Below are 24613 nucleotides of genomic sequence, written 5' to 3'. Positions count from 1 at the left end.
AACGGCTGCTTCCCGCAGCGTCCCTTACTGACCGCGCTGATAGGCGACTTTCGGATAGGAGACATAGCCGCGCTGACGCATCAGCTCACGGCGGAGGCCCTCGTGCGGGGTAAAGCGATCCCGACCGTGCAGCCAGAAGAGATTGTTGATCAGCAGCAGGCTGCCGACCGGTACCGGTATGGACAGCTTGCGCTCGCTACCTTCTAGAGATTCCGACAGCGCATTCAGCCAGATGCCTTCCTCGAAATTGGCCGGTTGGACGAACTGATCGATGTAGCGCAGGGTAGGCCGACCTTCTGCATCGGTGTCGAAAACCGAGTGAAAGACGTCTTCGGTCACCTTCTTGCTCGGCGGGGCGGTCCAGCGCATGACGCGACGCGCCATGGGATGCTGGAAGAATTCCTCGCACTGCTCCCAATCATCGAGGTGTAGCAGCAGCGAGTTGCCACCCTCCATGTTGCGCTCATCGATTTTCATCATCAGCACATAGTCGGTGATCTGATCGACGAAGGTGCCGTCGTTGTGCAGCTCCATCACCCGGTGCGGTTGCCGCAGGTAGCTGTCGGAATTGTCCGTGTTTACCACGGCGAAGCGGGCATAGAACTGGCCGCTCATGGCGTCGTAGTTGGAGCGGCCTACCAGATGAGCGCAGGCGGTCGCGAACTTGACCATGTCATCTGCTTGGGCGACGTCATCCAGGCCCAGTGGCTTGATCAACATGCCGCCGCTGTACCGACTGAGCAGCGTATTAAGTAGCACTGGACGCAGGGTGCTGGCGCAGAGGTCATCCAGGATCTCGCCTACGCGGAAGCGTAGTAAGGACTTGTATTCCAGCGCCTGTACCGGCCACTGCGCGACAGCCTCTACGAAGGCAGTCACGGTTTCCTTAGCGAAGGTCAACTCCAGCAGCCGGGGCGACTGTGCCGAGGCGGCGAGGGTGTAGCCGCGGGTTTCCAGTGGCATCGGCATCACAAGGTCTTCGATCGGAGTGAAGGCGTTCATGGTCTTGTCCTTATGCAAAGAGAAGGGGGATGCCGTTGGGTTAGGGACCATTTCCCATCAGCAGGATCAAGATTATCGCCAAAATGAAAAAATGTCTACATTTTTTATTTTTGTATAAATTGTATCTCCGCCGAGCATTAAGGGTTGCGTGAGGCTTTGCTATCATCCGTCGATAGATCCTCAGGAGCAGACATTTGGAAGCGCTCAACCCTCGACAGAACTCTTCCCTCAATGGCTACGCTTGGCTGAAGCAAGACATCATTCGAGGCCTCTTCAAGCCGGGTGAAAAGCTGCTGATGAGTACGCTCAAGGAGCGCTACGAGCTCGGCGTCGGACCGTTACGGGAAGCCTTGTCACAGCTGGTTGCCGAGCGCCTGGTGGTGGCAATTAGCCAGAAGGGCTATCGCGTCGCCTCCATGTCGGTAGCTGAGCTGAACGACATCTACGACGCCCGAGCTCACCTGGAGGCGATGATCGTTACCCTGGCTATCGCCCGTGGTGACGACGCCTGGGAAGCGGCCGTGCTGTCCAGTGCCCATACACTTGCCAAAGTGGTCGATGTGAAAACGCCCGAGCAGCGACTCAACCTGTGGGACGAGCGGCACAAGGCTTTCCATACGGCGATTGCCACAGGCTGCGGGTCCAAACAGTTGCTACAAGCACGTAGCTATCTGTTCGACCAAGCCGAGCGTTATCGCCATCTCTGGCTGACGCAGACGGTTTTTTCTGATGAGGCATTGGCTTTGAAGCGCCAGGAACACAGCGCGCTGGTCGAGGTTATCCTCGCCCGCGACGCCATACGGGCGAGCGAGATGATGCGCCAGCACCTCATGACTCCGGTACCCATAATTGGTGAGCTATTAAAGGCACAAGGTTCAAGTATGCTTTAGGGCCCGAAGGACAGGTGGCCGCTAGTCTTTGTGCTGATCCTAAAAGCTCTACAGTACCAACTGCCCGTCAAACGTTTTCGGGGTGCCTTTCTTTACCCCAGGACATTGACGAAGCCGGGCGTCGCTTTCAGAATCATCTAAAGGTGCGCTGACTTTGTTAGCCATGCCCAGGTGGTCAGGATCTCAAGACCACGGCGCCCTGCGCTGATCCAACCCCAAGCTTGCCGAGCATCCGGTAGCGCAAGCGGTCGGCTCAGCCGATGGATGCACCTCTCACCGTTTTCTCCCACAGGGTACCCATCCCCTGCTGGGCATGGCGTGCCCCCTATTCACGAGGACCGCCATGATCAAGATCCCCGGCCATCTGGCCATCCGCACCATCCAGGGACGCAACGGCGCCTTCAACGTCGGCCGCCTCTCTACCTCTATTGGCGAATTCGTCATCAAGGACGCTGTGCTCGAGCAACACGTCGAGGGCAAGTACCGCGGCGAGTTCGTCATCACCGAGATCCGTGCCTCGTCCTACAGCACCGGCGGCCGCCTGGTCATCGAGATTCGCGCGCGCCTGGACAGCATGGTGCTCGAGGACCTCGACACCCTGACGGCCTACGACAACGCGCAGATCGATGCGCAGTCACCAGATCCACTCGATGAAGAGCAACCTGTTGCGGCGCCCCCGCCAAAGGCTCGACCACAACCCTCTCGTCCAGCCAGGCCTGCCAGCGCTCCGGTCGCACCTGCAGACGACAACGCACCCTTCGGGATGCCGGCATCACCAGCCTCTACTCAGCTGACACCTGAGCCGGATGTCGATGAAGCTGACCAGGAGCTCTTCGGCACCGTCTGGCCCTTGGGCGAGACCGTGCGGCTGGACTCCACGGTCGACCGGCAACGCCTGCGTCAGCAATGCCACCGGCTGGGCGAGCTGGGCTACAACATGGACTTCAAGTCGCAGGCCTGGAATCGAGCGGCCTGACCTCACCCTTCACAACCACACCCGGCTGGGACCTCTCCCAGCGGGAAGGCCTGGCCATCACCACAAGGACCTTCCCTATGGGTTGGCTGTTTTCTCACCCCACGCGCGATGCGCTGATCGCCGAACTCACCGCCGACGGCGAAACCGACAACTGCACCCGCACGGTCATCGATCATCACCTGGTCGACAACGTGCTGTGGCAGGTCGTGAAGCTGGTCTCCAAGCGCGATGGCGTCTTTCCCGGCGTCGCCGCCGGTGAGGCTTGCGTCTTGATTGGTTGCAACCTACTGGACGTTCACGGTGGTCAATGGGGCCATAAGTCCCTGGACGAAAGTTCGGGCCCCTTCTACTGGAGTTGCCCGCTGCACTTTCTGCCCAAGGCTACCCACGGCATCAATCCCGAATGGCGCGAAGGCGTCCGGCGATACCACGCGGCGCTCTAAGCGCTTTCCCTCACCCACCTCGGGGCAACCGCCCCTGGGCGCGTTGCCTCCCTCAGGAGCTGACGATGCCCCTCTACCCTATCGATGAGTGCCCCGATCTGCTGGTGGACGCCTGCGTCTGCGATGAAGAACGGCGGCTGATCTTTCTCTCGGCCTGGGGCCGTGACACCGCCGTCCAGGAATTCCTGGCCAGGCTCACCCTGGGACGCAGCGAAGGCGGCCTCGAGCAATTCCACCTGGTCCAGAGCGGCCATAGCGTGCCGGTCTTTCCGGACGCCGAGCGACTGGAGAAACGCACGACCCGCCAGCTACACGGCACCCTGTTTGGCAGCCTGCTTCACGTCTGGCTGTTCGACGAGCGCTGCGCGGTACCGGACCGCGCCAATCACCTGGCCTACGCCCTGGTGCGCGAAAACATGGACCCCCTGACCAGCCTCTGGCCGCTGGTGGTCGACACCTGCCCACTCCCTCTCCTGCCGCACTGGCAGGAGCCGGTCATGGAGCTGCTCCTGCAGGAGCAGATGCTCGAGCGCCTGCCCGGCGCCCTGGGCGAACTGGCCGGCTGGCGACTTCGACTCAAGCTCGACGAGCTGCAGTACCACCTTGGCCAGCGCATCCGCGTGGGCCAGCTCACCACCTCCTGATCCGGCCGTTCGCGGCCCCTCCCCCCTCACTTTCCCAACACTGGAGCTCCGACCATGGCCCTGATGTTTCCGCGCCTGGCGCGCAACTTCGCCAAGAACGGCTATTACCCCACCGATGAGGTCACCCTCGAACGTACCCTGCAGGCCCTGGGCCCTGCCGCCAATGGCACCATGCGGATCCTCGATCCGTGCGCCGGCGAAGGGGTGGCCCTGGCGGAAGCCGCTCATACCCTCGGGCGTGAGCGCGTTCAGGCCTGCGCGGTGGAGTACGATCGAGAGCGCGCCGAGCACGCTCGCGGCCTGCTTGATCGCGTCCTGCAGGGCGACCTCATGGATACCATCGTCACGCGGCAGGCCTTTGGGCTGCTCTGGCTCAACCCACCCTATGGCGACCTGGTCGCCGACCACAGCGGTGCCGCCCAGTATCAGGGCAGCGGCCGCCGGCGCCTGGAGAAGCTGTTCTATCAGCGCTCGCTACCACTGCTGCAGTACGGGGGCACCCTGGTGCTGATCGTGCCGCACTACGTTCTGGACGATGAGCTGTGTGGCTGGCTCTGCAACCACTTCACCAGCCTGCAGATCCATGCGGCCGCGGATCCAACCTTCAAGCAGGTAGTGATCTTCGGTATCCGGATCCGCCGGCAGGACCTGGCGAGACCCGCTGACGTCAAGGCAACCCGAGAGCACTTCCGCGCGATCGGCAGCGGCGAGGCCTCGGCTGAACCGCTACCGGATATATGGCTCGGGGAACCCTATGGTGTGCCGGCTGCCGTCACGGAGCTTGAGCACTTCTACCGCGTCACCCTGGAGCCCGAGCAGCTCGCCCTGGAGACAGGTCGACTGGGCGGACTCTGGAGCGACTTCACTCTGCACTTTGGCCAGGCTGGCCAAGTACCACGACCACCGGTCAAGGCTCTGTCGCAATGGCACCTGGCCCTGGCTCTCGCGGCCGGAGCGATCTCGGGCGTGGTGACCTCTCCCAATGGGCGCGTCCTGGTTCTCAAGGGCGACACCTACAAGGAAAAGGTCAGCCGCACCGAGTTCACCGAGGATGAGGACGGCAACGTCCTGGAATCGCGGATCCTGACCGACCGTTTCGTGCCCGTGATCCGGGCCTGGGACATGACACCAGGATCTCAGACGCTGGGACAGGTCCTGACCATTACCTCGGCGCCGGCAGCGGCCGAGCCACCACCACTTGCAGCACCTGAACCGCTTCGGCTACCGGCTGGACGCTTCGACCCTGGTCGGATCGTCATGACGGCAGCGGTGAGCGAGCTGGTGGAGCGCGGCGAGCTCAACCCCGTGACCTACCTGCGGCGTCACCTGCAGGCGGACTGGGGCGAGCTTGACCACGAGGACAAGCACAGCAATGACCAAGCCCTGCGCCTGGGCAATCGCCTGTTTTCTAACTACGAGACCCCGATGTCCGATGAGCCCCGGCTCTGGATCATCACCGAAGCTGACCGCAGCGTGACCACGCTGCTGTTGCCCTCCGACTACTAAACAACACCGCCCGCTGGCGGAACCGTTCTATCACCTCAACCCCTTGGGTACGCCGATACCCGTCCGGGGTCGGCCGTGCCCGTTTCTCATCCCAGGAGATCCACATGACCGACCTCAACGCTAGCCAACCGGCCCTGCTCACCACCGTCAGCCTGACCGACTTCATCGCCGAATTCGGCGAAGGTCTGCTCGACTCCCTCAACCGCTCGAATCCGCCCGTCTATGCCGGCGCCGCTCACCCCAGGCGCCAGGCCGCGATGGCAAGCCTCAAACGCAAGCCCTTCCCGGCGCAAGCCGATGTAGTCCAGGCGATCGCCGCCCTGCTGCTCGACCGCGGCGAACAGGCCGGCATCATCAACGCCGAGATGGGGACTGGAAAGACCATGATGGCCATCGCCGTGGCAGCTGTACTTCACGCCGAGGGCTATCGCCGCACCCTGGTCGTCTCGCCGCCCCACCTGGTCTACAAGTGGCGGCGCGAGATCCTCGAAACCGTTCCGGGCGCGCGCGTCTGGGTACTCAACGGGCCGGACACCCTGGTGAAGCTGCTCAAGCTCCGCCAGGCCCTGGGCGAGCCGTACGATGGCCGTCAGGAGTTCTTCATCCTGGGCCGCGTACGGATGCGGATGGGCTTCCACTGGCGGCTGGCGTGCGGTACGCGCCGCGCCGCCGGCGGAAGACGATTGGCCTGCTGTACAGACTGTGGTCGCGTGCTCGAGGACGAGGAAGGCAACTACCTCACCCTGGAGGACTTCCAGCGCGAGGAGCGACGCCGGCAGTGCCCGAAGTGCAAGGCGCCCCTCTGGACGCTGATGCGCCCGGGCAAGGCCGCCGGCGGTGACAGGCGCAGCGTGATCCTCAAGTCGATGTGTCGCATACCGACCATTGGCCCCATCCGGGCCGAGAAGTTGGTGACGGACTTCGGCGAAGAGTTTCTCGCCACGATGCTGGCTGACAACGTCCACGAGTTCATCAATTTGATGGACGCGCGGGGAAACTTCGTCTTCAGTGACCGCCAGGCAATGCGCATGGAGCGGGCGATGGCCAACCTGGAGTTCGGCTTCGGCGAGGGCGGCTACCAGCCAACCGAGTTCATCAAGCGCTACCTCCCGGATGGCTACTTCGACGTCCTGGTGGTGGACGAAGGACACGAGTACAAGAACAGCGGATCAGCCCAGGGCCAGGCCATGGGGGTGCTGGCTGCAAAAGCGCGCAAGACGCTGCTGCTGACGGGCACGCTCATGGGCGGCTACGCCGACGACCTGTTCTACCTCCTGTTCCGGATCCTCTCCCGGCGCATGATCGAGGACGGCTACCGACCGAACGCGCACGGCAGCATGGCCCCTGCGGCCATGTCGTTCATGCGCGACCACGGCGTGCTCAAGGACATCTACACCGAGCGCGACAGCCAATCGCACAAGACGGCCCGGGGCAAGAAGCTCTCGGTACGGACGGTGAAGGCCCCAGGCTTCGGCCCCAAAGGCATCCACCGCTTCGTGCTGCCCTTTACAGTGTTTCTCAAGCTCAAGGACATCGGCGGCAATGTGCTGCCGGCGTACCAAGAGGAGTTCGTCGACATCCCGATGGAGGCGCACCAGGACGCGGCCTATCGGCAGCTGGCCAGCAAACTGACCGCGGAGCTTCGCCAGGCCCTGGCACGGCGAGATACCACCCTACTCGGGGTGGTGCTCAACGTGCTGTTGGCCTGGCCGGACTGCTGTTTCCGGCCGGAGGTGGTGAAGCACCCTAGAACCCGGGACACGCTGGCCAGGGTCGACGCGATTTTCGACGAAGACCAGGCGAGCCCCAAGGAAGAGGCGCTGATCGAGCTGTGCCGTCAGGAGAAGGCGTTGGGCCGCAAGGTGCTGGCCTATACCGTCTACAGCGGCACTCGGGACACGACCAGTAGGCTGAAGCGCTTGCTTGAGCAGGCCGGTCTGAAGGTGGCGGTACTGCGTGCCTCGGTGGACACGGCCCGGCGCGAGGATTGGATCCTCGACCAGGTCGACCGCGGCGTCGACGTGCTGATCACCAACCCGGAGCTGGTGAAGACCGGGCTGGATCTGCTGGACTTCCCGACCATCGTCTTCCTGCAGACGGGCTACAACGTCTACACCCTGCAGCAGGCAGCGCGACGGTCGTGGCGGATCGGTCAGAAGCAGGCGGTACGGGTGCTGTTCTTCGGCTATGCCGGCAGCTCGCAGATCACCTGCCTGCAGTTGATGGCCAAGAAGATCGCGGTGGCTCAAAGCACGTCGGGAGACGTTCCAGAGTCAGGGCTCGATGCGCTGAACCAGGATGGTGATTCGGTCGAGATGGCGTTGGCAAGGCAACTTGTTGGCGGCTGACAATAGCCCCTCTTCGGAGGGGCTTTTTATTGCCCGCGCCTTGTCGATTGCTGAGACTGCAACCACCATCAGATATATTGGACAGCGGTAGATAACATGAGCGACGACTCCGTGACCATCAGCGCCGCCGAGCTGGCCGACCTGCGTCTAGCCGCCGACCGGTACCGGTGGATTCGGCAGAGGGCTGTCCGCCTGCAGGGCAATTCCACGTCCTATAGCGGCCACGACTGCGACGCGAGTAACGGAACCCTCCCCACCACCCACCCCGGCGAAGCCGGACAGGAGTATTACGATGGACAAGCAAGGCGCGATTGATTTGCTGATTACCACCCTAAACGACCGCACTATGGCCGCGGAAGTACGGGTGGGGGCAGCTGCAGGCCTTGGGCATATCGCCGCTTACGACGTGCGTGCAGCCTTGGCCAAGGTAGTTCAGGACAGAACTGGCGCGCAGGAAGTTCGTGCCGCAGCAGCCAAAGCTTTGGGGCAGGCTGCAGGATAGCCCGCGCGTGTCAAGGCTAAGTACAGATGTCGCTCTGGCGGCCAAGTAGAAGTGTCAAAACAAGAGGTCAGTCGAACGGACCTTGATTCAGGATCTACCATAGCGCTGGGCTAGCTTGGTTAGCGCCCAGCGCTGGCTCCATCCGCTCAAATGCTAGATAGAGCGCTGATTGACTCTGGCCGATAAAGCGTCCGCGCTTTCTTTTCGCTCCGAGTAGCGATCAACGAGGTAATCCTCACGGCCACGAACCAGTAGGGTGAATTTCACCAATTCCTCCATCACATCGACTACACGGTCGTAATACGCGGAAGGCTTCATCCGGTCGGCGTCGTCGAACTCAAGATACGCCTTCGGCACGGATGACTGATTGGGGATGGTCAGCATCCGCATCCACCGCCCAAGAATTCTCATCTGGTTCACGGTGTTGAACGATTGAGAGCCGCCTGACACTTGCATGACGGCGAGTGTCTTGCCCTGCGTAGGCCGTACGGCACCCAGGGTCAGGGGAATCCAGTCGATTTGCGCCTTGAGCACCGCAGACATGGCGCCGTGACGTTCTGGTGAACACCACACCTGCCCCTCTGACCAGAGCACCAGGTCGCGCAGCTCTTGCACCTTGGGGTGGTCGGCCGGTGCGTCATCCGGTAAGGGGAGTCCGGAGGGATCGAAGATCACGGTCTCGGCGCCCATGCGCTGCAGCAGACGTGCGGCTTCTTGCGTCAGCAGGCGGCTGAATGAACGCTCCCTGTTCGACCCATAGAGCAGAAGGATTCGTGGCTTGGTATCAGAGGTGTCTGAAAGACCCAACCTGTTTGTGCTGGGCAGATCTAGCAGCGACAGATCGAGGGCCGGGAAGATCTCGGCAGATGCCATCTCTAAATCGCTCATCACAGTGCCCCGATCCGATCCAGTGCCTGCTTCAGCTCCGCGCCTTGAAGCGCTGCAAGATCCAGCGTGAAGAATGCCGCGAATCGCCTTTTGATGTGCTCAACAGTTGCGTCGAAAGCGGCTTGGATAGCCTCATCGCTGCCTTCTACATCGGAGGGGTCAGACAGTCCCCAGTGGCTCTTGATGGCTGGCCCAAAATACACCGGGCAAGGTTCACCGCCAGCCTTGTCACATACGGTGATGACGATATCGGGGGGCGTGTCGGCGAACACTTCAGATCCCTTGCTGTACAGGCTCGACGTGTCGATGCCCAAGCCTTGCAAAGTGCTTACCGCTCGTGGATTGAGTTTGCCACTCGGGAAGCTTCCCGAACTGATGGCGGTAAAGCCGGCCGGCGCCATCTGGTTGAACAACCCTTCGGATAAAACGCTGCGGCAGCTATTGGCCGTACACATGAACAGGATCTTCATAAGGTCACTCCTAAGCGGTGATGCTCAAGCGCACGGCAAGGGCTGCCAGCGTCGTGAGCAGAATGGGAAAGGTGAGTACACAGCCGACCTTGAAGTAGTAACCCCAGGTGATGCGGATGTTTTTCTGAGCCAAGACATGCAACCACAGCAGCGTCGCCAGACTGCCAATAGGCGTGATCTTCGGGCCCAGGTCGCAGCCAATGACGTTGGCGTACACCATGGCTTCATGTACAAGTCCCGTCACGCCACTGCCCTGGATCGACAAAGCACCGATCAGCACGCTGGGCATGTTGTTCATGACAGAGGACAGCAGCGCCGCGGTGAAACCGGTGCCCAATGTGGCAGCCCACAGGCCATGATCGGAAAAGGTGCTAAGCAAAGAACTGAGCCCCTCCGTCAGCCCGGCATTTTTCAGCCCGTAGATCACCAGGTACATGCCGAGTGAAAACAGCACGACCTGCCAGGGCGCGTTGATCAACACCTTGCGGGTCGAGATCACATGACCCTTCGTTGCAATGATCAGCAGCACCAGCGCACAGGCGGCGGCCACCGCGCTGATAGGAATGCCAAGCGGCTCAAGAGCGAACAAGCCGACCAGCAGGAGCACCAGCACCCACCAGCCAGCAATAAACGTAGGGCGATCCTTGATCGCCTCTTCTGGTCGGCGTAGCTCCTCGGGCGAATACGAAAGCGGCACCTCTTTTCGATAGAACCACCAGAGCATGCCCAAGGTTGCCACGACGCTTACCAGATTCACCGGCCACATGATCGAGGCGTACCGAGCGAACCCTATGTTGAAGAAATCCGCGGAGACGATGTTCACCAGGTTTGAGACAACCAGGGGAAGGCTGGCCGTGTCGGCAATGAACCCGGCTGCCATAACGAAAGCCAGGGTCGCCGCCGGGCTGAAGCGCAGCGCAGTCAGCATGGCGATGACGATGGGAGTCAAAATCAAAGCTGCGCCATCGTTGGCAAATAGCGCTGAGACAGCTGCCCCGAGGAGCACCATGAGCGCAAATAGGCGCGCACCACTGCCCCGGCCCCAGCGAGCCACGTGAAGCGCAGCCCACTCGAAAAAGCCCGCCTCATCCAGCAGGAGGCTGATGATGATGACCGCGATGAACGTTGCCGTGGCGTTCCACACGATGTGCCAGACCACCGGAATGTCACTGAGCGTGACAACACCCGTCACCAAGGCGAGTATCGCTCCGCCCGACGCGCTCCAGCCCACGCCAAGCCCGCGAGGTTGCCAGATCACCAACACCAGCGTGATGAGAAAAATTGCAATTGCCAACAGCATGTCAAGTCTCCGAAATCACTTAGCAACAGGAGGCCTGGCGTACCGGGCGACCTTCCATCGAAGCAAGGCGGCCCTGGTCTTCGCCAAGCCAAGAGCGATTCGCCTCGAGCGTTGCCTGGAGCACATCCATTGCCCATTGAGGCAGCTTCGGATGAAGGCGGTAGTAGATCCACTGACCTTGCCGGCGATCCTCCAGCAAACCGCAGACGCGGAGTTGAGCCAGGTGGCGAGAGACCTTCGGCTGACTATCGTCGAGCGCCCAAATCAATTCGCAAACGCATAGCTCGCCCTCAGCGGCGAGCATGAGCATGATCCGGACTCGTGTCTCGTCGGCGAGGCACTTGAAAAACGTATGCGGCTGGAGGTCCATGTGAGGCCTAGTCATTCGAATATTCGTATATTTGAATATACGAATATATTTTTGTGTTGTGAAGATCTCCTGCAGGTCATAGCCGACTAGAGGTGAAGATCGTGCGGACTACCCCGTGGTCGACTAACTGACCAGGTAAGTACGTTGGGCGGCTATGAGCCTGCTACGGGGCGATTGTCCTACTTATCGGCGCAGTAGCCTCAAGCCGTTGCCGACCACCAGCAGGCTGGCTCCCATATCGGCGAATACGGCCATCCACATGGTTGCTTGCCCCGTGAAGGTGAGCACCAGGAATGCAGCCTTCAGGCCAAGCGCGAGCACGATATTTTGCAAGAGCACGTGAGCGGTGGCGTGAGACAGCCTGACGAAGGTCGGGATCTTGCGCAGGTCATCGTCCATGAGTGCTATGTCTGCTGTCTCGATGGCCGTGTCGGTGCCCGCAGCCCCCATTGCAAAGCCAATATTGGCGCGTGCCAATGCCGGGGCATCGTTGATACCGTCTCCTACCATGCCGACCTTACTGGACTGGGCAAGCTGTTCGACTTCGCGCACCTTGTCGGCCGGTAGCAGGTTACCTTGGGCGCGATCTATGCCGGCCTGAACAGCAATTGCTTGGGCGGTATGTGGATTATCGCCCGTCAGGATCACGGTCTGGATACCCAGCGCATGCAGCTCGGCTATCGCACTGCGACTGCTGTCCTTGATGGTGTCGGCGACAGCAAAGATCGCCAGTATATCGTCAGCCCCTACCAGCATCACTACGGTCTTGCCCTCGCGTTCGAGCGCGGTGATACGTTGTTTCAGGTCCGCGGAGCCTCCCCCCAATCCGTCGACCATTCGATGGTTGCCAAGATGATAGATCTCTCCATTGATCACACCGCGTACGCCCTGGCCAGGCAGCGCGGCAAATTCCCCGACCTCTCGCAGCACCACACCGTCGCCGATGGCGGCTTTCGCGATGGCTTTGGATACCGGATGATCAGAGCGGCTGGCGAGACTCGCTGCAATGCTGCGACTGCTGTCGGTCAAGGCGCTGTTCAGGGAGATGGCATCGGTCTGCTCGGGTTTGCCGTGGGTGAGCGTGCCGGTCTTGTCCAAGGCTAGCCATCGCAGCTTGCGACCATCCTCCAAGTACACCCCACCCTTGATGAGGATGCCTTGACGTGCTGCGGCAGCCAGCCCGCTGACAATGGTGACCGGGGTGGAAATGACCAAGGCGCAGGGGCAGGCCACCACCAGCAGAATCAGGGCCCGATAGATCCACTCCATCCAAGCTGCGCCCAGAAGCAGGGGCGGCAGTACCGCCACGGCAATGGCCAGCACGAAAACGGCAGGCGTGTACCAGCGGGCGAATTGATCGACGAAGCGCTGGGTTGGAGCGCGGCTCCCTTGCGCTTCTTCCACCATTTGGATGATGCGTGCCAAGGTGGAGTTACCGGCCACCGCCGTGACGTGGTATTCGAAGGACCCCGATTCGTTGATGGTGCCGGCATAGACCGGGTCGCCAGGGACCTTTTCAACGGGAAGGCTTTCCCCGGTGATCGGCGCTTGGCTCACAGTGGACCCGCCCTCTAGCAGCACGCCATCGAGGGCGATGCGCTCGCCCGGCCGCACTCGCACCCGGCTACCGATTGCGACCTGCTTGGCCTCCACAGCGAGCCAACTACCGTCAGGCTGCTGCACCGTGGCTTGCTCAGGGGCTAGGTCGAGTAGATCCCGGATGGCATTGCGGGCACGATCCAGCGACTTAGCCTCAATGACCTCGGCGAGGGCGAACAACACCATCACCATCGCCGCCTCCGGCCAATGGCCGATCAACATGGCCCCGGTGACGGCAATCGACATCAGGGCGTTCATGTTGAGGTTGCGGTTTTTAAGCGCTATCCAGCCCTTCTTGTAGGTGGACAAGCCGCCCATGGAGATGGCAATCAACGCCAACACCAGGACCGACCAGTGATTGCCACCTAGATACCAGTACACGCCCTCTGCGGCTATTGCAGCAGCAAGAGAGAAGCCGAGCTGCAGCCACGGCGTCGAGTCGCTATAGGCCCTGGATGGTGGAGTGCGATAATCCTGGGTATCCAGCTCTAGGGCCTCGAAGCCTAACGACTGGATCGCATCGAGTATCTTGACTCGTGCGCTGGCGGTATGACGCACAGTCAATGTGCGCTGTATTAGATTGAAGTCCAGATCGACTACACCAGGCAGAAGGGCGAGCTTGTTTCGAATCAGGGTCTCTTCGGTAGGGCAATCCATCTGGGCGATGCCAAGACGGGTAATCTGCGTGCTTGGTTCGTCTCCCTGAAGCACCGCCCGCATACCGACCGCCGACAGGGCTTCTTCTATCGGGGACAACGACGGCAGGTTGTGCCGCACGATCAGCGTGCGCTGCATCAGGTTGAATTCTAAGCCGACCACGTCAGACATGCCGCCCAGCCTGCGCCGAATGAGCGCTTCCTCTGTGGGGCAGTCCATGTTCTGGATGAGGTAGTGAGCTTCCTTAGCCTCGGCCAAGGCGCTGGCCGTCGATTCGGGCGTAAGGAGAGGGCCTGATGCGGCCGAGCTGCAACCGCATCCCTTTGATCCGCAATCGCTCATGTCCAGACCCCACTTTCATCGTTGAAGGGGGAGCATTACAATCCCTATAGCTACTATAGAGTCAAGCGCTCAAGGCGGTCGAAGTGGAAATGAGAATTGGGGAGCTAGCCCGGCTCACAGGATGCGAAGTCGTGACCATCCGCTACTTTGAGAAGGAAGGGCTGCTGTCGGCACCAGCACGTAGCGGCGGGAATTACCGGTTGTACAGCAAGGCCCACCTTGAGCAATTGCAGTTCGTTCTGCACTGCCGCACGCTGGACATGACGCATGCCGAGATACGCGCTCTGCAGGGGCTGCGGGATAACCCCACCCAAGACTGTAGCGAGGTCAACGCACTGCTGGACTCACATCTTCAGCAGGTGGAAGAGCGAATCGCGGCATTGCTGCAGCTAAAGCAGCACATGGCTGCTTTACGTAAAAGGTGCGGTGGAGCCCGCCCCATTGAGTCCTGCGGCATTCTGCAAGGGCTAGCAGATTGTTCCAGCCATACTAAGGTCGCCGGTGGGGTTACTGGTTTCTGAGTTTGGCGTTCGACAAGCGCCGAACACCGCCGGCTTGCCTTCAACCGCAGTCCGTATCTTTCAGGTCTCCACCCGGAAAGCGTGTATTCCAACGCTCTGCGCATACCTATTGAGCGTGTCCAGCGAGCGAAATACCCTGACCAACTCCCGTCGCGAGCGGAGAGGGAAGTGCCGGCTTTCTTTGCTGTAGCGTACCTGCAGTTGCCATCCATGTCCGTCGGGGCCTGGAACAGCTCGTACATCCCATGCGGCCCCGGCAGCCACCAAAGCACTGAGTCCTTCAGCGCTGATCGATTGACGCATGGCGGCTCCGCTTCGGCAGTGAGCCTTGCTGCAGAGCAGCTAGGATGTCCTCTGGCATGAACTCTTTGGCCTTCTTCTTCGGCGGCTCCTGGCGTTGCGCTTTGGTTGGCTTCGGATTGCCCGGTACCGCTTGGGAACGACGGCTATCGCGCTGCTCTTGCATCCGCTGCGCGACCTGCAGAACGTGCCCCAGCCGCTTATTATCGACGATAGCGCCCTGGTTGACCTCGGGCAGCTGATCGAGGATGCCATAGGGCAACGCAGCGCCTTCCGATCGCACCTCGATTTGGCCGTCCGGGTAGTGATAGATCTCGGCGTAACGGCCGGCCAATGCACGCGTCTGCGGCGTATCGTGCAGGACAAAGAGGCGCTTGTCGTATTGCAGCGTGAGGCTCTTCGACACTCTCCGCGGCTCGCGCCACGTGAAGATAAGGGTCAGGTCCTCGTCGCCGCGGATTGGGCGGTGGGAATCAAAATCAGAGCGGGGCGGTTTGGCGAATCGCCGGTTGTAATCAACCATGAACAGCGGGAGATAGGCGTTCGCGGCCTCGACAGTGCTGATATGTCGCAGTCGCAGCTCCTTGACCAGACGATCCTGCAAGGTGAGATGAGCACGTTCGACACGCCCCTTGGCCTGGCTGGAGTTAGCGCAAAAGGTATCGATATTCAGCTCGAACATGGCCCGAGCGAAGTGCGTGTGGCCAGCGCCGCCCTGGGCGTCCTTGTTGTTGACTCGGAACACACTAGCCTTGTCGCTGTAGAGCGCCAAGGGCTTCCCGTGGTGCTCCAAATAGGCCCGGGTAGCCTGAAAGTAGCTGAAGGTCGATTCGCTGCGGGTGAAGGCTAGGTGCATCAGGCGACTGGTGGCGTCGTCGATGTAGACCAGAAGGGTGCATGCCGGTGCTCGGTCCTCGAACCATCGATGATCGCTGCCATCGATCTGGATCAGCTCGCCCAGGCAGGCCCGGCGATTGCGTGGCTGGTACACCTTGGGCGGTCGCTGCCGACGCGGCGTCCATAACCCGGCATCCATCATGATGCGCCGGACGGTTTCCTTGGCCAGGCGTAAGCCGTGACATTCAACGAGCTTTTCGGCCGCAAGCGTGGGACCGAAATCCTGGTAGTGCTGCCGGATTAGAGCGGCGGCACGCTGCTCAAGGCCAGGCCGCAGCTGATGATTGCTGGGCTGGCCGCGCTTACGTGAGGTCAGGCCCGAAACGCCGGCGTCCCGGTAACGCTGCACCAGGCGGTGAACCTGCCGGGTACTCAGCTGCAGGCGCTGGGCGGCGCGTGTGGGCGTAAGGAAACCCTCGGTCACCGCCTGGATGACCTTGAGGCGATCGACTTCGCGTAGGCTCATCGTGATCCGCTCGTAGGCTGACATCCTGATCGCTCCGCATCGGCTGCAAAGCCGCTAGGCTAGCTGCCATACGTGATCGGGACATTTCTATCTGGCTGGATCGCGACATTACTATTTGGCCGTAACACGCGCGACTGCGCATAAGTAGAGATTATGGTCAATTTGGGCTGTACGTAAGGTCATCAAAATGGACGAATTACTAGAGAAATTGCGGGGACTGGAGGTCTCACTGCATGCTGGTCAGCGCCACTGCCGGGACTGGCTTGAGCAGGTACTGCATCCTGAATTCAGCGAAATCACAAGATCCGGCGCGATGGTCAGTCGAGAGCAAACAATTGACGCCTTGGTTAGGGAGTCGTCCGAATCGAGGTTCGTAGCGACCGATTTCCAGCTTACTTTCGCCGATAGGGATAGTGCTCTTCTGCGATACCGCACCAGCCATTCCGATGGTGGGATAGCTCAACGCTCGTCTTATTGGGTGCGCTTGGATGTCGAACGTTGGACCCTGATTTTCCATCAGGGTACGACAGCAATGGCAGGCAAATAGCTACAGCGCCGTTACCTGTGTCGCCCTGCACCGGTTGACGGTGCTGGTCGAGCACTCCAATAGCCTAGCCGTCCCCCGCACCGACATCCCCCTTGCCAGGCATTCGCGGATCCGCGAATGCAGCTGCTCATCCCTCGGTCGCCCTTTATAGACTCCCGCCGCCTTCGCCTTGGCGATGCCCTGGGCTGCCCGGGCGCGGCGCGTTTCGTAGTCCTTCCTAGCAAACGCCGCCATGAACTCCAAGAACATTTGGGATAGAGCCCGCGTCATCCACTCTTGCAGGCCATCGCCACCGGCCGCCGCCGGCCGGATCAGTGCATGGGTCAGTGGTAGATCGAGGGAGACCACCTGCAGGCCCGCCCTCGCGATCCGATCGCGCAGCTGGTCCCAGGTCGCACGGTCAAGCCGGGACAGTCTGTCAACTGCTTCCACCAGCAGTACATCCCCGGGCTCCGCGTCGGCCAGCAGGCGCAGCAGTTCGCGACGATCCAGCAGCGTGCCAGAGGCGTTCTCGACATAGGTCGCCGCAATCCGGGCGCCATGCTCGGTGGCGAAGGTGCGTAGCGTCTCCCTCGCGCGGGTGGCGTCCTGATCGTCTGTCGAGGCTCGAAGGTAGGCGCGAACGAACATGGCGGCTCCGGTGTAGTCGTTTGGCGTCTCGAAATATACATGTAGTCGTTTGGGTCTGTCTGACCACTTTTCGCCACGCCTGGAGCGATACTGAAAGGTGTAGCGCGTGAGGTACACCCTATTAGAAGCGTCATCGATCATCAGTCCGACGCTGGCCCAGTTAGTCGGAACTGAGCTTCCACATACTGACCACTCCGGTTGTTCCTACCTAACAAACCGAGTCAGATGGTTCTCCTTTGTCCACATCTTCTTTCCAATGTTGCAGCTGTGGTTCACGCTCGCTAAACCAAATGACTCCTTCAGATCGACGCCAAGAGACATGGCTATTTCCACCACCCGGCCAAGCGCCCCGCTCTGTAACAAAAACCCATACACAGACCAGATCGTCCTCCTGTAGAAAAGAGTCGAACAGACCTCGATCTATAAAAGCATGAGAGCCGCCGCCAGGACTTTTACCACTGACGAAAAGCACCTTACCTGAGCTATCAGCGTATATATTTGACTTTGAGTGATGCGGCGTCAGCCCCAACCGTTTTGCAAGCCATGGCGCAGGTATTAGAGCGTGAGCGCCGTCGCTCAATGACGCATCTAGATGAGACTCCCACTGGTAACGGAAACACGGGTAGGCAATTTCAACCTCCCCAATATTACGAAAGTCCATGGTTGACCACTGCTCTTGATCCCAGGTCGAACGCCAAGGGGCTTCGAGAAGATAGCCATCGTCCGTTGCGTCTCGGGTTGACCAGTTATCAACCCGAACTTCTTTTTCCATAGAGATGTATTTTATAAGTCTCCGCTCATCCTCACGCTTAACGATTATTGGCAATAAAAAGCGCCACTCTTGCTTTCTTAGGCCATGCTCGCGACTAGACTTATCTTTGTAACGCTCCGATTTTGACTGGTGCTCATGTAGGACTATCCAGGCCCTACCCTTCGCATCCGTCCTGCTGACAAAGTGCGCCATACCCAAGGCCGGATCCTCTTCGAAAGGCCACTTACCTAGCTCTTGTTCTTCCGTCTTTCGCATAATGATTTCGAATCTTGGAATTGAATCCTCTAGGCTCAGCGCCTCGTCGGACGTCATAAGGATTGTTGGATCTATGTCTCGATGAAAACCCACATCTAGAGGACCACGATACTGACGCGATCCGTGGAGGGCACGCTCGGACATCCACTTGTTATCAGCAAGGCTGCACAGAAGCTCATCCAAAGCTAGCCATTGGTATTTCTTACCAATACGCTCAACCAGCGGTCTGTCCCGACTGTAATCATGACGCCTACTCCAATCATCGGGGAACAAATCCTTAGTCCAGCCCAGGCTATAGGCACGCTTAGCGACCCAGCGCTGGGCTGCTGCCACATCGATATGCGATAGCTGGTCGGGCTGCTCCTCGGGGGAGCTGAATCGCGGCCTATATTCCTTTCGATACCTAGCCCTTTCACCAGTGCTCAGCATTCCTAGAAGAAGCGTCTCGCATGTTTTAAAGCTTTGGGAGTGATCAGATGGGGCCGTATCCCGCCGGGCCTGAAGAATGTCTCGGAAGCGATTGGGCGTAAAGGCATGCATCATCTCAAGGAGCTCGACGCGCTCAGGGCAATGGTCGATGACTTCTTGCTCAAAAATTTCATATCTTTCGGAAGGGCTCAGGGGTTCCGGCGTGCTCAGCGATATATTCAAGAACGAAGTCACACGAGGCCGTATTTCATAGCTGCCAAAATCGCCACCCCATTGAGCGCACGAGTTCAGTATCTGAGAGTCGCCGGCACGCTTGGCAGCCTTCTCGACCGCCTCTTCTGTGACGAAAAGTCGAATGACCTTCGAGTCATAGGGCGGCCGGGCCTTCTGAATGTCCACGCTTTCTAGCAAGCAATTTTTGCAAGCGGCGAGTTCGATAATGCCAAGGGCGGCGTCTCGGAGCAGGATGGATGCAGGGACGTCCACCCGGTCGAATACAGCCTTGTAGGCCACCTCAGAAAAGGGACGTAGAAGCCGTTCACAATTGCTGACACAGCACGCGCCGAAGGCTGCCATGTGCAGGCGCTCTAAGATATACAAATCGTCTACTTCGGCAAAATCGCCGCAAAGCTTCGCGTACAGAGAGGGGTTACGGATCATCAGCGAGGTGAGCGCTTTGGTAGCCTTATCCCGTAACTCTCGGTTAGAACTAGCAAGGAACCATGTAAGAGTTATCGCGCAAAGGTACTGTACCTCAGGATCTGTCTGCTCGCTCTGTTCAAGAGCGCTCCATTCTATGAGCCGTCTGGCGGTAGCACCCTCGTCTAACGGGAGAATGTTCGCGTGCACAGTCCAATATGCATCCCGCTTCGGCATATCAAGAGCAATTAGCCGCTTATGCAGCGCCTCTGCATTCCAGGGGTGCCCAGCACTCGCACCGACCTGGATGATAATATCGAAATATCCGTCTTCAACTTTCAGGAATGCGTTGAATATCTGAAGTGTCCGATCGGTAAACGACTCATTATCGCGCCACCTAAGGCTATCTATGAAGCCATCGCTGACTGCTGGATCATTCACCCATGTATTGATATTGCCGGGTAGCAGATCGAGCAGCTCTTGATTGAAACGCTCAGGCAGTTGCACCGACAGAGCGTCGACCAATCCTACCCAGTCCCCATGAATGCTATCATCATCATGGATAAATTTTAGGGTGCCAGATTTCAGTGCATCAGAAGGATTGGTTACTGTCTCCAGTATCACTGAGGCCATCAAGTGGTCTTGAAGCCTCTGAAAGCTGAAGCGAGCTATTTCTTCAGGAGCGGAAAAAGGATCGGCTCCCCTTTTCCTAGGATCTGGGTCAAGCCGGAATAGGCCGTTTTTCTGAAGAATTTCAAACCACGTTTTCCCTTGGGGGGCTGGGTATGCGTGGAAACTCCTGTCAACTATGCGTATAGCGTCGCTATGCGGCACATAGTCACGTCTATTTGCTGCCATGTCCGAAGCAATCGCAGCAAGTGCTTGGTTCGTTGGCGTTACCAAATCATCGCTACCATCCCTACCAGCGCCTAGGTTGCGAGCGATACTCCTGGTATAGAACGAGAAAACCCGCTTCGTGCCTATCAAACCCTTGGGAAACCACTTTTGATTTTCTCTTTCAAGAGCAACGCAAGCACTACGCAAAAAAAGTGGATTTACAAACTCGGCGGCCAACCACGGGGTGTTCGGTTGAGATATACCGCGCTTTCCCAAATAAATGCGAGCCGCTCTCGACTGCTCTTCCTGCGTTTCAAATCCGCGAACTCGGAATTCCGAAACTTTCTCACTTACCGAAAAGGGGATAATGTAAGGAATATATTCAGCCCTACAACTGAAGGCCAGAATTAGATTCGGGTGGCGTTCGACTCTTGCGACGAATTCTGCCAGCTCATTACGCCAGAGGGCTAATCCGGCCCCTTCATTTACCGCATCCACTAGGATCAACCCGCGCTTGCCGGTAACGTCAGCGGCGGCACTCAGTGCTTGAAGTAATACGTCAGGATTAACTTCTCCGATGCCTAGGCGCTTGGAGATCTGAGCCCAGACACTGTCGCCATTTAGCTGTTGGCCGAGGATTAGGACGACGACTCTACGCTCTGATATGGCGCTCTGCGCTACGCTACCTAGTAGATGCGATTTTCCCGCTCCCGCTTTCCCAGATATAAAAACACTGCGGCCTGACTCCGCAGAAAAGTATCGTCCCTTAAGCAGCGACTTGAATACGTACGATGCATCACTTAGTTCGCGTAAACGACGCTCTACGTCGTCCAATGAGGAGTTGCCCGATTTCGATTGCTTTGCTTTTTCCTGTTTAGCTTGCCAAAGAACCCTTTCGATATCATGAACGCAGGTTGAAATTGACTCAGTCACCTCCAGGACTGCGGCTATAGGCCAAGTTCTCCATGCGTCTGAAGTGAAGTCCAAGCTAAGTTTATCCAAGACTGCTGAATGGGTTTGGATAGCTTCAATAAGCGCTAAGCAGCCCTCCAACGACTGTTCAATGCCGGCGAGTTGCACAGCGTTCTGAATCTTTGAAAAGTGGCTCTGAATCTCACCAATGATACTTTCGTCGCGCAGTAATACTTTAAATACTCGCTCAATGCTAACTTCGACATGGTCTTCGGGATGGTATCTTTCGTCTAACGATTTGACTGCGAGTTCTATGTGATCAGAAAACCATTTCGGTGAGAACTCAACGTCGCCGAACCAATATCGACGTAGGCCTTCAGCATTCGGATGAGCAAGTCGATCTGTGATCTCTGAAGCCGTCCATGCAATAAAATCTACATTTTTATGCGGTGCAACAAGCGAAGCCCATTTTTTCTTTCGAGCCTGCCAATTCTCCCAACCCGTATTTCCGCCATTTTGCTTGCCAGTTTTATCAGTCAGATCACAAGGGAGAGCGACAATATACTTGGACAGTCCTGGATGCGTTTCCAAAGCCCGCCGCACGGAATCGTCAATATTAGACCAATTTATATCAGCTGATTTTGTATAGTATTTAGCTTGATAACCAATCTCACCACCATCGCTGAGCAGCCAGTACGCCTCAATTCCACCATCGCCCCCAGCTCCTTCTATTCTTCTAAATTCTGCGTCGACGGACGGCTGTTCTCGCCTTGCTAGCTGACAGATGAGTTCTTCAAATGCGAGGCGTTGTCCTAAGCCCGTACTTCTAATGCGTTTGTAGTCCATATTTTCACCATAGATGGGCGTGCTAGCAGAATGCCTAGACCACATTAACTTCCGAGCATATGGACATGATGATCACGCTAGTGCGGAACAATTCCAAACTGGAGCTATTGACCGATTCTTCTGCAAGCCCTACACCGATTGCTGCTTACGAAAGTGCGTGAATGAAGTTGAAGCTTGGTTCACTCAGAAGGCGGAGCTAATCAGCTGCGGCACAGCTGGCACAATTATCTCACACATGAATTCATGCTCCTGTAATTACCACTGTCGGTCGTCAAGAGTCCCAGGAGGTGCAAAGCTTCTTCGGCAAGCCCTCACTTTGCCCATGCATAGCCACCACTTTCTATACTTGACCCACTAACCGGAAGTACCTTTGTCACTCCCTTGCTATACATTGCAACCCATTCTTTAGAAGACGCAATCAAAAACCCTTCGGCAATCGTCGAGCCATCCCTTATCAATCTTGAACATTGCCATTTCCTTGCATTAGCAATCAAACAGCCATTCGCATATATTAGTCTATCTTCTTCCACTGAAATCACTGCTGCTTGAGCCCCCAAAAATCCTGGGACCACTAGAATGGTAAAAACGAAAGCAGGTGCAAGAGAGATAAAGACCGTCAATCCTGCAGACATCAACAAAACAGCAAGAGGCACGCTAAATACTCTTTTCGCCTCTACCTTTCTTACAAATTCAAACTTTACGTTCGACTTAGAAAGCCACACCAAAAAAATAATATAAACAACAAAAACGCATGAAAAAGCAGCAATATAAGCCGTTCTACGGAAGTCACCAAGAAAAAATTCACTAAGATTGGTAATAACTGTAAGCATTGCATAATAGCTGTATGCAAAATAATCCTCGGCTGTATTTTCAAACAATCCAGATGGAATATTTAGCATCGAATTTCTTCGCGCAAAATACGACTTACCCACTATATACGGCACCCAATAACAAACAGCGCCAGTTACTGCTGCTGATATGCCACCCAAAACGATTCTTGAAAAAGAATCCCCAAACCATAAATCACCCTTTCCTTCCTTAACTCCGCCTTCCATCTACCCACCTCAGTCAAAGCAGTTTTGAAAAACCAGGTCCTGGCGAGCTCAGTATCACTCTAACTTCACAGCAAGGCTGAAGCCAAATGAAGTTCGACCCTTAAGGCATATTAGGCTGACCAAACCTGATCTATGCGATTCATGATGCCCTGGCTTAGGGGCTCACGTCTCATGTTCCACCCGGGCGCTTCCTGGATCCGCGTCGTGCGGAAAATGCCACGGCCGTACTTGCGGCCCGTTGCATCGAGGGCTATAGAGCTGTGGGCTTACACGATAAGTACGTGCTCAGACGGATAGCGAAGCCCATCCTGCCCGCTTCAATTCTACCGTTCGTCGTTGTCAATCTTGCTGGGAACCCTTTCGCTCACTACTGTCTATTCATACAGTAAAACGAAAGGAGGTTCCTCATGCCTGCCCCTACCAGCATTCCCCGTCCCCGCCATACTGCTCCTGGCCTCATGTCCACCCGACAGAACGCTTTCAACCTGGGTTATGTGCAGGTAGGCCGCAATGGGCGTTTTCTCTGACGATCACGACACCTTCGAACAGCAGCAGGAGCTGTTCCAGCCGTCGCAGCTGAGCTACTGCCGCAACCTGGTCGACCTGCTCACCGAAGAGCTCGATGACACCCGCCGCATTCTCGGACGCGCCCAGCGGGCCAACCAAGTGTTGGTGTCCGAGCGCGACGTGCTCGTCGCCGAGATCCAGCGGCATCGCCTGCGCTACGTCCAGACCGTCCAGGAGCAGAACCGCCGCCATATCCCCCATGGGGAGCACGGCGTACCTGACGACGCGGACGATCCGCTCGCCCGCGCTCAGCGTCACATCTTGCGCCTGGAGGCGATGAACTCCGTGTTGCATGCCGATCTTGCGGCTCTGCGGGGTCGCCTGCAGATCCTCTGCAGCGAACATCGACAGCTGGCCGGAGATCAGCAGCATGGATAGCACCGCCAGCAATCTCGTCGTCCTGGACAACCTGCTCGACGGCCGGCGTCTATGGCGTGGCCAGAGCCACCGCCAGGATGACACCAGTCAGCATCCCACCGGCCATGCCGAACTCGACGCCCACCTGCCCCTGGGCGGATGGCCCGACGCGGCCCTCACCGAGATTCTCTCGGCGCATCCCGGGCTGGGAGAGCTGCAGCTGGTGTGGCCCACATTGGCTAGGCTCGCGGCCGCGGGCGAACGCCTCGTGCTGATTGCCCCACCCCACCTGCCCTACCCCCACGCCTGGCTACGGGCCGGCGTGGATCTCGCCCGCCTGAGCATCATCCAGGTCCGGGGAGCCGACGCGCTCTGGGCCGCCGAGCAATGCTTGCGCTCGGGTAGCTGCGGCGCGGTCCTGTGCTGGCCAGGACGCGCCGATGATCGGGCGCTGCGGCGCCTGCAGGTGGCGGCGGAGACGGGCCAGGCCCTCGCGTTTGTGTTCCGTGGGCTGCGAGAAGCCTTGAACTCGTCGCCCGCGGCGCTGCGCCTGGTGATCGAGGGCTCGCCGCCCCAGCTCCGCATTCTCAAATGTCGCGGAGGCCATGCGCCGACAGCGGCACTGCGCCTCGGCACCTTGCATTGA

At 58.5% G+C, this 24613-nt stretch carries 22 protein-coding genes; 11 read left to right on the top strand and 11 right to left on the bottom strand.

Annotated elements, in window-relative coordinates:
• Positions 1-24: 24 nt before the first annotated feature.
• The gene (gene glaH / locus QZ471_RS02790; RefSeq protein ID WP_042133125.1) at positions 25-1002 is read right to left on the bottom strand and encodes a glutarate dioxygenase GlaH; all 978 of its coding nucleotides are present in this window, start codon (positions 1000-1002) and stop codon (positions 25-27) included.
• Positions 1003-1196: 194 nt separating this feature from the next.
• On the opposite strand from glaH, the gene csiR reads away from it, so the two are divergent.
• The 7 genes from csiR to QZ471_RS02755 all read left to right on the top strand — a co-directional run bounded on the left by csiR (position 1197) and on the right by QZ471_RS02755 (position 8311).
• Entirely contained in the window at positions 1197-1892 is a 696-nt protein-coding gene (gene csiR / locus QZ471_RS02785; RefSeq protein ID WP_042133122.1) for a DNA-binding transcriptional regulator CsiR, read from the top strand.
• A gap of 343 nt (positions 1893-2235) precedes the next feature.
• Positions 2236-2868 carry a DUF3275 family protein gene (locus tag QZ471_RS02780; RefSeq protein WP_058783968.1) on the top strand — a complete coding sequence of 211 codons (633 nt, stop codon included), beginning with the start codon at positions 2236-2238 and terminating at the stop codon, positions 2866-2868.
• A 77-nt stretch (positions 2869-2945) separates the two neighbouring features.
• Entirely contained in the window at positions 2946-3311 is a 366-nt protein-coding gene (locus tag QZ471_RS02775; RefSeq protein ID WP_074528178.1) for a hypothetical protein, read from the top strand.
• 65 nt (positions 3312-3376) lie between these two features.
• Complete coding sequence (locus tag QZ471_RS02770) at positions 3377-3955, top strand: hypothetical protein (protein WP_074528179.1); 579 nt, start codon at positions 3377-3379, stop codon at positions 3953-3955.
• Between the two features lie 54 nt (positions 3956-4009).
• A complete protein-coding gene (locus QZ471_RS02765; RefSeq protein ID WP_074528180.1) occupies positions 4010-5461 on the top strand; it encodes a DUF6094 domain-containing protein in 1452 nt (483 codons plus the stop codon).
• A gap of 104 nt (positions 5462-5565) precedes the next feature.
• Positions 5566-7809 carry an SNF2-related protein gene (locus tag QZ471_RS02760; protein WP_295460781.1) on the top strand — a complete coding sequence of 748 codons (2244 nt, stop codon included), beginning with the start codon at positions 5566-5568 and terminating at the stop codon, positions 7807-7809.
• Between the two features lie 292 nt (positions 7810-8101).
• On the top strand, positions 8102-8311 hold the full coding sequence (locus tag QZ471_RS02755) for a HEAT repeat domain-containing protein (RefSeq protein WP_295460780.1): 210 nt from the start codon (positions 8102-8104) through the stop codon (positions 8309-8311).
• A 153-nt stretch (positions 8312-8464) separates the two neighbouring features.
• Here the strand turns inward: QZ471_RS02755 and arsH are convergent, their stop codons facing one another.
• From arsH to QZ471_RS02730, 5 genes are all read right to left on the bottom strand, one after another.
• Complete coding sequence (arsH, locus tag QZ471_RS02750) at positions 8465-9199, bottom strand: arsenical resistance protein ArsH (protein WP_058783958.1); 735 nt, start codon at positions 9197-9199, stop codon at positions 8465-8467.
• Positions 9199-9669 (bottom strand): arsenate reductase ArsC, encoded by a 471-nt coding sequence (locus QZ471_RS02745; protein ID WP_058783959.1) that lies wholly within the window; start codon positions 9667-9669, stop codon positions 9199-9201. The genes arsH and QZ471_RS02745 overlap by 1 nt, the downstream gene beginning before the upstream one ends.
• A gap of 10 nt (positions 9670-9679) precedes the next feature.
• Entirely contained in the window at positions 9680-10969 is a 1290-nt protein-coding gene (locus tag QZ471_RS02740) for an arsenic transporter (protein WP_058783960.1), read from the bottom strand.
• A 19-nt stretch (positions 10970-10988) separates the two neighbouring features.
• Positions 10989-11339 (bottom strand): metalloregulator ArsR/SmtB family transcription factor, encoded by a 351-nt coding sequence (locus QZ471_RS02735; protein WP_058784047.1) that lies wholly within the window; start codon positions 11337-11339, stop codon positions 10989-10991.
• Between the two features lie 183 nt (positions 11340-11522).
• Positions 11523-13937 (bottom strand): heavy metal translocating P-type ATPase, encoded by a 2415-nt coding sequence (locus QZ471_RS02730; RefSeq protein ID WP_295460779.1) that lies wholly within the window; start codon positions 13935-13937, stop codon positions 11523-11525.
• Positions 13938-14020: 83 nt separating this feature from the next.
• On the opposite strand from QZ471_RS02730, the gene cadR reads away from it, so the two are divergent.
• Positions 14021-14458 (top strand): Cd(II)/Pb(II)-responsive transcriptional regulator, encoded by a 438-nt coding sequence (gene cadR, locus QZ471_RS02725; RefSeq protein WP_058783962.1) that lies wholly within the window; start codon positions 14021-14023, stop codon positions 14456-14458.
• A gap of 280 nt (positions 14459-14738) precedes the next feature.
• On the opposite strand, the gene QZ471_RS02720 is transcribed toward cadR, so the two are convergent.
• Entirely contained in the window at positions 14739-16145 is a 1407-nt protein-coding gene (locus QZ471_RS02720; protein ID WP_295460778.1) for an ISNCY family transposase, read from the bottom strand.
• Between the two features lie 163 nt (positions 16146-16308).
• On the opposite strand from QZ471_RS02720, the gene QZ471_RS02715 reads away from it, so the two are divergent.
• Entirely contained in the window at positions 16309-16668 is a 360-nt protein-coding gene (locus QZ471_RS02715; protein ID WP_295460777.1) for a DUF4440 domain-containing protein, read from the top strand.
• On the opposite strand, the gene QZ471_RS02710 is transcribed toward QZ471_RS02715, so the two are convergent.
• The 4 genes from QZ471_RS02710 to QZ471_RS23825 all read right to left on the bottom strand — a co-directional run bounded on the left by QZ471_RS02710 (position 16669) and on the right by QZ471_RS23825 (position 23297).
• Complete coding sequence (locus QZ471_RS02710; protein WP_295460776.1) at positions 16669-17298, bottom strand: recombinase family protein; 630 nt, start codon at positions 17296-17298, stop codon at positions 16669-16671.
• Between the two features lie 208 nt (positions 17299-17506).
• Complete coding sequence (locus QZ471_RS02705) at positions 17507-21988, bottom strand: ATP-binding protein (RefSeq protein WP_295460775.1); 4482 nt, start codon at positions 21986-21988, stop codon at positions 17507-17509.
• Positions 21989-22299: 311 nt separating this feature from the next.
• Entirely contained in the window at positions 22300-23043 is a 744-nt protein-coding gene (locus QZ471_RS02700) for a hypothetical protein (RefSeq protein WP_295460774.1), read from the bottom strand.
• Positions 23044-23153: 110 nt separating this feature from the next.
• Positions 23154-23297 (bottom strand): DUF4113 domain-containing protein, encoded by a 144-nt coding sequence (locus QZ471_RS23825; protein ID WP_363286685.1) that lies wholly within the window; start codon positions 23295-23297, stop codon positions 23154-23156.
• Positions 23298-23553: 256 nt separating this feature from the next.
• Between QZ471_RS23825 and QZ471_RS02695 the strand changes: the two genes are divergently transcribed.
• Positions 23554-23988, top strand: a complete 435-nt coding sequence (locus QZ471_RS02695) for a hypothetical protein (protein ID WP_295460773.1) — start codon at positions 23554-23556, stop codon at positions 23986-23988.
• Positions 23981-24613 (top strand): translesion DNA synthesis-associated protein ImuA, encoded by a 633-nt coding sequence (gene imuA / locus QZ471_RS02690; RefSeq protein WP_295460772.1) that lies wholly within the window; start codon positions 23981-23983, stop codon positions 24611-24613. The genes QZ471_RS02695 and imuA overlap by 8 nt, the downstream gene beginning before the upstream one ends.

Source organism: uncultured Pseudomonas sp. (genome assembly GCF_913774235.1).
Taxonomy (GTDB): domain Bacteria; phylum Pseudomonadota; class Gammaproteobacteria; order Pseudomonadales; family Pseudomonadaceae; genus Chryseomonas.
Note: the sequence above shows the minus strand (reverse complement) of the source record. Positions and strands in the feature narration are given on the sequence as shown.

Coding starts and splice junctions, on each gene's coding strand:
- imuA (WP_295460772.1), top strand. CDS start 23,981: ATGGATAGCACCGCCAGCAATCTCGTCGTCCTGGACAACCTGCTCGAC.
- QZ471_RS02700 (WP_295460774.1), bottom strand. CDS start 23,043: ATGGAAGGCGGAGTTAAGGAAGGAAAGGGTGATTTATGGTTTGGGGAT.
- QZ471_RS02715 (WP_295460777.1), top strand. CDS start 16,309: ATGGACGAATTACTAGAGAAATTGCGGGGACTGGAGGTCTCACTGCAT.
- QZ471_RS02735 (WP_058784047.1), bottom strand. CDS start 11,339: ATGGACCTCCAGCCGCATACGTTTTTCAAGTGCCTCGCCGACGAGACA.
- arsH (WP_058783958.1), bottom strand. CDS start 9,199: ATGAGCGATTTAGAGATGGCATCTGCCGAGATCTTCCCGGCCCTCGAT.
- QZ471_RS02780 (WP_058783968.1), top strand. CDS start 2,236: ATGATCAAGATCCCCGGCCATCTGGCCATCCGCACCATCCAGGGACGC.
- QZ471_RS02705 (WP_295460775.1), bottom strand. CDS start 21,988: ATGGACTACAAACGCATTAGAAGTACGGGCTTAGGACAACGCCTCGCA.
- QZ471_RS02740 (WP_058783960.1), bottom strand. CDS start 10,969: ATGCTGTTGGCAATTGCAATTTTTCTCATCACGCTGGTGTTGGTGATC.
- QZ471_RS02730 (WP_295460779.1), bottom strand. CDS start 13,937: ATGAGCGATTGCGGATCAAAGGGATGCGGTTGCAGCTCGGCCGCATCA.
- QZ471_RS02720 (WP_295460778.1), bottom strand. CDS start 16,145: ATGTCAGCCTACGAGCGGATCACGATGAGCCTACGCGAAGTCGATCGC.
- QZ471_RS02770 (WP_074528179.1), top strand. CDS start 3,377: ATGCCCCTCTACCCTATCGATGAGTGCCCCGATCTGCTGGTGGACGCC.
- QZ471_RS02765 (WP_074528180.1), top strand. CDS start 4,010: ATGGCCCTGATGTTTCCGCGCCTGGCGCGCAACTTCGCCAAGAACGGC.
- glaH (WP_042133125.1), bottom strand. CDS start 1,002: ATGAACGCCTTCACTCCGATCGAAGACCTTGTGATGCCGATGCCACTG.
- QZ471_RS02755 (WP_295460780.1), top strand. CDS start 8,102: ATGGACAAGCAAGGCGCGATTGATTTGCTGATTACCACCCTAAACGAC.
- QZ471_RS02745 (WP_058783959.1), bottom strand. CDS start 9,669: ATGAAGATCCTGTTCATGTGTACGGCCAATAGCTGCCGCAGCGTTTTA.
- QZ471_RS02760 (WP_295460781.1), top strand. CDS start 5,566: ATGACCGACCTCAACGCTAGCCAACCGGCCCTGCTCACCACCGTCAGC.
- QZ471_RS02710 (WP_295460776.1), bottom strand. CDS start 17,298: ATGTTCGTTCGCGCCTACCTTCGAGCCTCGACAGACGATCAGGACGCC.
- QZ471_RS02695 (WP_295460773.1), top strand. CDS start 23,554: ATGGGCGTTTTCTCTGACGATCACGACACCTTCGAACAGCAGCAGGAG.
- QZ471_RS02775 (WP_074528178.1), top strand. CDS start 2,946: ATGGGTTGGCTGTTTTCTCACCCCACGCGCGATGCGCTGATCGCCGAA.